The organism is Mesorhizobium sp. M7A.F.Ca.AU.001.01.1.1 (genome assembly GCF_004022735.1).
GTDB classification, from domain to species: domain Bacteria; phylum Pseudomonadota; class Alphaproteobacteria; order Rhizobiales; family Rhizobiaceae; genus Mesorhizobium; species Mesorhizobium ciceri.
Map to the genome: position 1 here is coordinate 1 of NZ_RZPF01000347.1, position 6,537 is coordinate 6,537.

Below are 6,537 nucleotides of genomic sequence, written 5' to 3' on the forward strand. Positions count from 1 at the left end.
TGCATGGCTGGTCCAGCGGAAAACGAGATGACCGCATTGATTTGACCGATCGCCCGAACGGACGCAATCGGCCAGTTTCCTCGGTCGTTTGACAAATTATGGATTGACGTACTTTTTTCTGCAATAGTACTGTCAGCACAATCGGCGAGAAAAAGACCGAGGGAACAGGATCGAGGCAGCGGCAAGGGTCGCAAGCGTTGGTCCGGCGAATGAAATTCGACGATCAACCGAATGGGAGTCTGTCATGACCGCTACCAGCCTGCGGCGCCGTGCGCTGAAAACATCTTCGATCGCACTTGGCCTGGCCTTGGCGCTGTCCGCGCCGGCGACGGCTGCCGACCTCGTCATTTCCAACTGGGACGGCTACATGGCACCCGACGCCATGGCCGCCTTCAAGACCGCAACCGGCGTTTCGGGCGAAGTGGTGGTGCATGCCACCAATGAAGAGATCATGGGCAAGCTGATCGCCGCCGGCGGCAAGGGCTATGACGTGGTCTTTGTCTCCTCACCCTTCGCCGAGGTGCTGAACAAGCTCGGCCTGACCGAGCCGATCGACCACGCCAAGATCCCCAACCTCGCCAACCTCTATCCGGAAGCAGCCAAGCTGCCGCACGATGTCGGCAATGCCTTCTCGGTGCCCTACACCTGGGGCACCACCGGCCTCTGCTATCGCTCGGATCTGATGAAGGTCGCACCGGCCAGCTGGAGCGACCTGCTCGCGCCCTCCGACGAATTGAAGGGCAAGACCACCATGCTGGCGACCGACCGCTGGCTGCTGGCCGCCGGCCAGCTCGACAAGGGCTATTCGGTCAACGAAACCGACCCGGCCAAGATGGCCGAGGTCAAGGATCTGCTGATCTCGGCCAAGAAGACCCTGCTCGCCTATGACGACACCACCTTCTATTCCAAGCTGGTGTCCGGCGAGGCACTGATGGTGCAGGCCTGGGACGGCTGGTGCAATTACGGCATCGCCGAAAAGCCGGAGATCAAATACGTCATTCCCAAGGAAGGTTCGGACCTCTGGGTCGACACGATGGTGGTGATGAAGGCCTCCGCCAACAAGGACGCCGCCTTCCAGTTCATCAACTTCATGCTCGACGCCAAGAACCACGCCTGGGCGGCGCAGAACATCGACTACAAGGTGCCGAACAAGCCGGCCATGGAGAGCCTGCCGGCCGATTTTCTGGCAAAATTCCCCAACATGGCGATGCCGGTGGCCGATCTCGTCAAATTCGAGCAGTTGCGTGACGTCGGCGACGCCCAGCGCGACTATTCGAAGATCGTCAGCGAGATCAAGGCTGCGCAGTAAGCGGCGGCACATCAGAGACCACGGCCGACGGCGGGTTTCCGCCGTCGGCCGCTGAATGCGGTACCCAATCGTGTCCTCAACCAGACTTCGTTCCTCCTTGCTGATGGCCCCGGCGCTGGCCTGGCTCGCGGCCTTGATGGTGGTGCCGTGCGCGCTGGTACTGGCGCTCGCCTTCTTCCGGCGTGGCATCTATGGCGGCATCGAATACACCTTCACGCTGGAGAATTTCGGCCTGGTCTTCGACCCGCTCTATGCCGGCATCTTCCTCAATTCGGCGCGCATCGCCGGCACCGCGACCCTGATCGCGGTGGTGATCGGCTATGCTGCCGCCTACGCGATATCGGCGGCACCGCGCCGGTGGCAGCCAGTGTTCCTGTTCTTCGCCGTGCTGCCGTTCTGGTCCAACTATCTGATCCGCACCTATGCCTGGATCGTGCTGCTCAACCGCGAAGGCCTGATTACCCAGCTGCTGCGCTGGTTCGGCTACACCGGCGAGCCGCCGTCGATGCTCTACACCGAAGGCGCCGTCATCGCCGGCCTGGTCTATAACTACCTGCCCTTCGTCATTCTCGCCTGCTACGCGCCGCTGTCGCGACTCAACCCGGAACTCGCCGAGGCCTCGCGTGATCTCGGCGCTTCGGCAGCCACCACGTTCCGTCGTGTCATCCTGCCGCTGACCGTACCGGGCATCGCCGCCGGCGCGGTCTTCGTCTTCGTGCTGTCGATCGGTAATTTCGTCACGCCCGCGCTGCTCGGCGGCGGCCGCTTCCAGATGATCGGCAACCTCGTCTACGACCAGTTCCTGACCGCCAACGACTGGCCTTTCGGGGCGGCACTGGCGATGGCGCTGATTGCCATCATGCTTCTGGTACTGATGGCGCAAGCGCTGGCCGCCAATCGCGCCTCGGGTCACGTCACGCAAGCCGGCGGAGACACCGATGGCTGAGCGCTCCCCTGCCACGCGGCGCACGCTCTGGCTCGTGCTCAGCCTGGTCTTCGCTTTCCTCTACATCCCGATCGCCGTGCTGGTGGCGCTGTCCTTCAACGAAGGCGGGTTGCCGACGGCATGGTCGGGATTCTCCCTGAAATGGTATGTCTCGCTGGCCTCGAATTCGGCGATCCTGTCCGCGGCCCTCAACACGCTGATCGTGGCGCTGGTCTCGACCGCGATCGCCACTCTGCTCGGCACGCTGCTGGCGATCGGCATCGAGATGCGCCGGCAATACGGCAAGGCCCTCGAAGCGCTGATTTTCGCACCGATGATCATTCCCGACATCGTGCTGGCGATCGCGCTGCTCTCGTTCTTCTCCATGCTCAATCTAACCATGGGCCTGCACACCATCATCCTCGCCCATGTCGTCTTCAACCTCGCCTTCGTCTGCTCGGTGGTGCGCGCGCGGCTGAAGAGTTTCGACTGGTCGATCGTCGAGGCCTCCGCCGATCTCGGCGCCTCCGCGCTCACCACCTTCCGGCGGGTGACATTGCCGGTCATCGCGCCGGCGGTGATTGCAGGGGCGCTGCTCGCCTTCACGCTCTCGGTCGACGAGTTCATCATCGCCTTCTTCACCGCTGGCGCCGGCCGCGCCTCGACGACGCTGCCGATGCAGATCTACGCCATGATCCGCTTCGGCATCACGCCGGAGATCAACGCGCTGGCGACCATCGTCATGGCGGTCTCGATCACCGCGCTGACCCTGTCGCAGCGGCTCAACCGTGGGATCATCGGCCAATGAGCGAACCCCGCACTCTGCTGGCCATCGATCATGTGTCGAAGAATTTCGGCAGGGTGATGGCCGTCGACGGCATCTCGCTCGACATCCGCGAGAACGAGTTCTTCGCTTTGCTCGGCCCGTCCGGCTGCGGCAAGACCACGCTCTTGCGCATGCTGGCCGGTTTCGAGACGCCCAATGACGGGCGCATCCTGCTCGACGGACGTGACATCGCCAAAACCCCGCCCAACAAGCGGCCGGTCAATCTGATGTTCCAATCCTATGCGCTGTTTCCGCATATGAGCGTTCGCGCCAATGTCTCCTACGGCCTGGAGATGGAACGTTTGCCAACAGCTGAAATCCGCTCCCGCGTCGATGCCATCCTGGCGACGACCGAGCTCGTCCCCTTCGCCGACCGCAAGCCGGAGCAATTGTCGGGCGGCCAGAAGCAGCGCGTCGCGCTTGCCCGCGCGCTGGTCAAGCGGCCTCGCCTGCTGCTGCTCGACGAGCCGCTCGGCGCGCTCGACAAGAAGCTGCGCGGCGCCATGCAGCTGGAATTGAAGCGCCTGCAGCACGAGGTCGGCATCACCTTCGTCATCGTCACCCATGACCAGGAGGAATCGCTCGTCATGGCCGACCGCATGGCGGTGCTGAAAGACGGCAGATTGCTGCAATGCGACACGCCGCACGCGATCTACGAACACCCCGCCGATCGCTTCGTCGCCGACTTCATCGGCGTGATGAATTTCGTGCCGGGCCAAGCCGCCGTCGATGGCGTTGTAGCCACGAATGGCGCACGCATATCAGGCAAGGTTCCGGCAACGCTCTCGCCCGGCGCATCCGCTGTCGCTTCGGTGCGCCCTGAGCGCATCCGGCTATTCCCATCGGCGGAAACCGCCAACCGCATCACCGGCACGGTCGAGGCGCTGGCCTATCAGGGGCTGGACCTGCAGCTGCATGTCCGCACGCCCCTGTCGCCAAAGCCGTTCCTGGTGCGCGTCACCGCAGATGCCGCCGACCGCCGGCCGGTCTCGTCGGGCGACCAGGTCGAACTCGGCTGGGATGCCGCCGATGTCAGAATTTTCGCAGAATGACAGGAGAAGCCTGATGGCGCAGAAGACGATCGCGTTTTTTCCAGAAGCCGCCTACGGCCCGGCGCTCAATTCCGTCGGTATCGCCCAGGCAGTCGAAGCGCGCGGCCACAAGGCGGTGTTCCTGTCCGACCCCGGCTTCGTCGATGTCTACAAGGGCTACGGCTTCGAGGCGCATCCGGTGAACCTGTCGGAGCCGATGCCGCCCGAGCAGATGGCGAAATTCTGGGAGGATTTCATCAACGGCCATATCCCGAACTTCCGCAAATCGCCCTACGACCAGGTCGACAACTACGTCAAGGATTGCTGGACGGCGATCGTCGACAGCGCCAAATGGGCGCAGAAGGATCTGCCGCGCGTTCTCTCAGCCATCAAGCCGGATGTGATCTGCGTCGACAACGTCATCCTGTTCCCGGCCATCAAGCAGTACGGCAAGCCGTGGGTGCGCGTCATCTCCTGCTCGGAAAACGAGATCGAGGACGAGGACATCCCGCCCCATCTCTCCGGCTGCGGCGAGAACGACCATGCCGGCCACCAGCGCTACCGCGACCACTTCAATGCGGTGATCAAGCCGATCCATGACGACTTCAACGGCTTTCTCACCGCCAACCACGAGGCGCCCTATCCGATCGGCCAGTTCTTCGAAGCCTCGCCCTATTTGAACCTGCTGCTCTACCCCGAAGCGGCAAAATTCAAGCGCCGCCATCCGCTCGACCCGGCAAAATTCCAGTACCTCGAAGGCTGCGTGCGGCACGAAAAGCCGTACACGGTGCCGACCTTCTCCAGGAACAATGACGGGCCGCTGCTCTACGTCTCCTTCGGCAGCCTGGGCGCCGGCGATGTCGATCTGCTGAAGCGCATCATCGCGACATTGGGCAAGACGCGCTACAGGGCTCTGGTCAATGTCGGCGGCTACAAGGACCAGTACACGGACGTGCCCGGTAACGTCATTGTCGACAGCTGGTTTCCGCAGCCCTCGGTGATCCCGCAGGTCGATGCCGTCATCCACCATGGCGGCAACAACTCGTTCACCGAGTGCCTCTATTTCGGCAAACCGGCCATCATCATGCCCTATGTCTGGGATGGCCACGACAACGCCACCCGCGTCGAGGAAACCGGCCACGGCTTCGGCATGCCGCGCTACGACTGGACCGATGCCGAGCTGGTTGCCAAGATCGAGACCTGCCTGACCGACCCGGCGATGAAAGCCAAGCTGGCGAAGACATCGGCGCAGATGCACGCGCAGAATGGGCCGGAGAAAGCGGCCGGGTTGTTGGAGACGCTGCTGTGATTGAGATGCGGAGCCCAGGCGCCCCCCTCTGGCCTGCCGGCCATCTCCCCCTCAAGGGGGGAGATTGGATTTCGCGGCGGCTTTCGCCAATTTTCAACGCTGAAGAAGAGACACAGAAGCCAAAGTTGCCAATCTCCCCCCTTGAGGGGGAGATGTCCGGCAGGACAGAGGGGGGCCTCGTAGAGCACTGCCATCAGCTGTTGGCGTTATTATCTGCGGCGCTGTTTGCCCTCCTCCCCACCCCAGCCTTCGCCCACGCCTCCGACCGGGGCCACGTCCTGCTGTTGCCGACCGGCTACTATCTGGTCGGAGGCGCCTTCGCCGTGGCCGTCAGCTTCCTCGTCCTGGCGCTGCTGCCGGCGGCTTCGCTTGCCCGCTTCTGGCGCCGACGCCTGCCGCTGTTCACCTTCGGCGACAGCGCCCGCGCCGCCATCAGCCTGATATCCTTTGCCGGCTTTGCAATTCTCATCGCCGCCGGCCTTTTCGGCAGCCACGACCCGCTTTCAAACCCGCTGCCTTTGGTGATCTGGACCCTTTTGTGGGCCGGCGTCACGCTGTTGCAAGGCCTCTTCGGCGATCTCTGGTCATGGCTGAACCCCTGGTATGGACCATGGCGTATCGCCTCGCGCCTGTTCGGGACCGGGACATGGCGCCTGCCCCGATGGGTCGGCTGCTGGCCTGCGGCCATCTTGTTCTTCGCCTTTGCCTGGTTCGAACTCATCGATCCGGCGCCCGACGATCCGGCGCGTCTGGCCGTGGCCGCCGGCCTCTACTGGCTATTCTCTTTCCTCGCCATACTGGCGTTCGGCTATCGCGGCTGGAGCCGCAGCGGCGAATTCCTGACGGTCTTCTTCTCCATGGTGGCGCGTTTCGCAATTGTGGTACGGAACGAACATGGCCGGCTTGCCCTGTGCTGGCCGGGCGCCAAGCTGCTGGCCGCGGAGCCCTTGCCGGCCAGCGGCATGGCTTTCCTGCTGCTCGCCCTGTCGTCGGTGTCCTTCGACGGCCTGTCGAAAACCTTCTTCTGGCTCGGCCTGTTCGGCATCAACCCGCTCGAATTTCCCGGCCGCACGGCGCTGATCGGCAGCGGCACTTTCGGGCTGATCCTGACATTCGCGCTGCTGGCGGCGGTGTTCC

General features: G+C 63.4%; 6 protein-coding genes. All 6 read left to right on the top strand.

What is annotated here, in order from left to right; all coding sequences use genetic code 11:
* The first annotated feature begins 244 nt into the window (after positions 1–244).
* Entirely contained in the window at positions 245–1,309 is a 1,065-nt protein-coding gene (locus tag EN884_RS20635; RefSeq protein WP_063169495.1) for a spermidine/putrescine ABC transporter substrate-binding protein, read from the top strand.
* 103 nt (positions 1,310–1,412) lie between these two features.
* Positions 1,413–2,255 carry an ABC transporter permease gene (locus EN884_RS20640; protein WP_027163033.1) on the top strand — a complete coding sequence of 281 codons (843 nt, stop codon included), beginning with the start codon at positions 1,413–1,415 and terminating at the stop codon, positions 2,253–2,255.
* Positions 2,248–3,042, top strand: coding sequence for an ABC transporter permease (locus EN884_RS20645; RefSeq protein ID WP_063169496.1), 795 nt, complete (start codon positions 2,248–2,250; stop codon positions 3,040–3,042). The genes EN884_RS20640 and EN884_RS20645 overlap by 8 nt, the downstream gene beginning before the upstream one ends.
* Positions 3,039–4,112: an ABC transporter ATP-binding protein gene (locus EN884_RS20650; RefSeq protein ID WP_024504743.1), complete on the top strand. Its 1,074-nt coding sequence runs from the start codon at positions 3,039–3,041 to the stop codon at positions 4,110–4,112. The genes EN884_RS20645 and EN884_RS20650 overlap by 4 nt, the downstream gene beginning before the upstream one ends.
* 13 nt (positions 4,113–4,125) lie before the next feature.
* Positions 4,126–5,400: a glycosyltransferase gene (locus EN884_RS20655; protein WP_063169497.1), complete on the top strand. Its 1,275-nt coding sequence runs from the start codon at positions 4,126–4,128 to the stop codon at positions 5,398–5,400.
* A gap of 152 nt (positions 5,401–5,552) precedes the next feature.
* A partial coding sequence (locus EN884_RS20665) for a hypothetical protein (RefSeq protein ID WP_128360713.1) occupies positions 5,553–6,537 on the top strand: 985 nt, incomplete at its 3' end.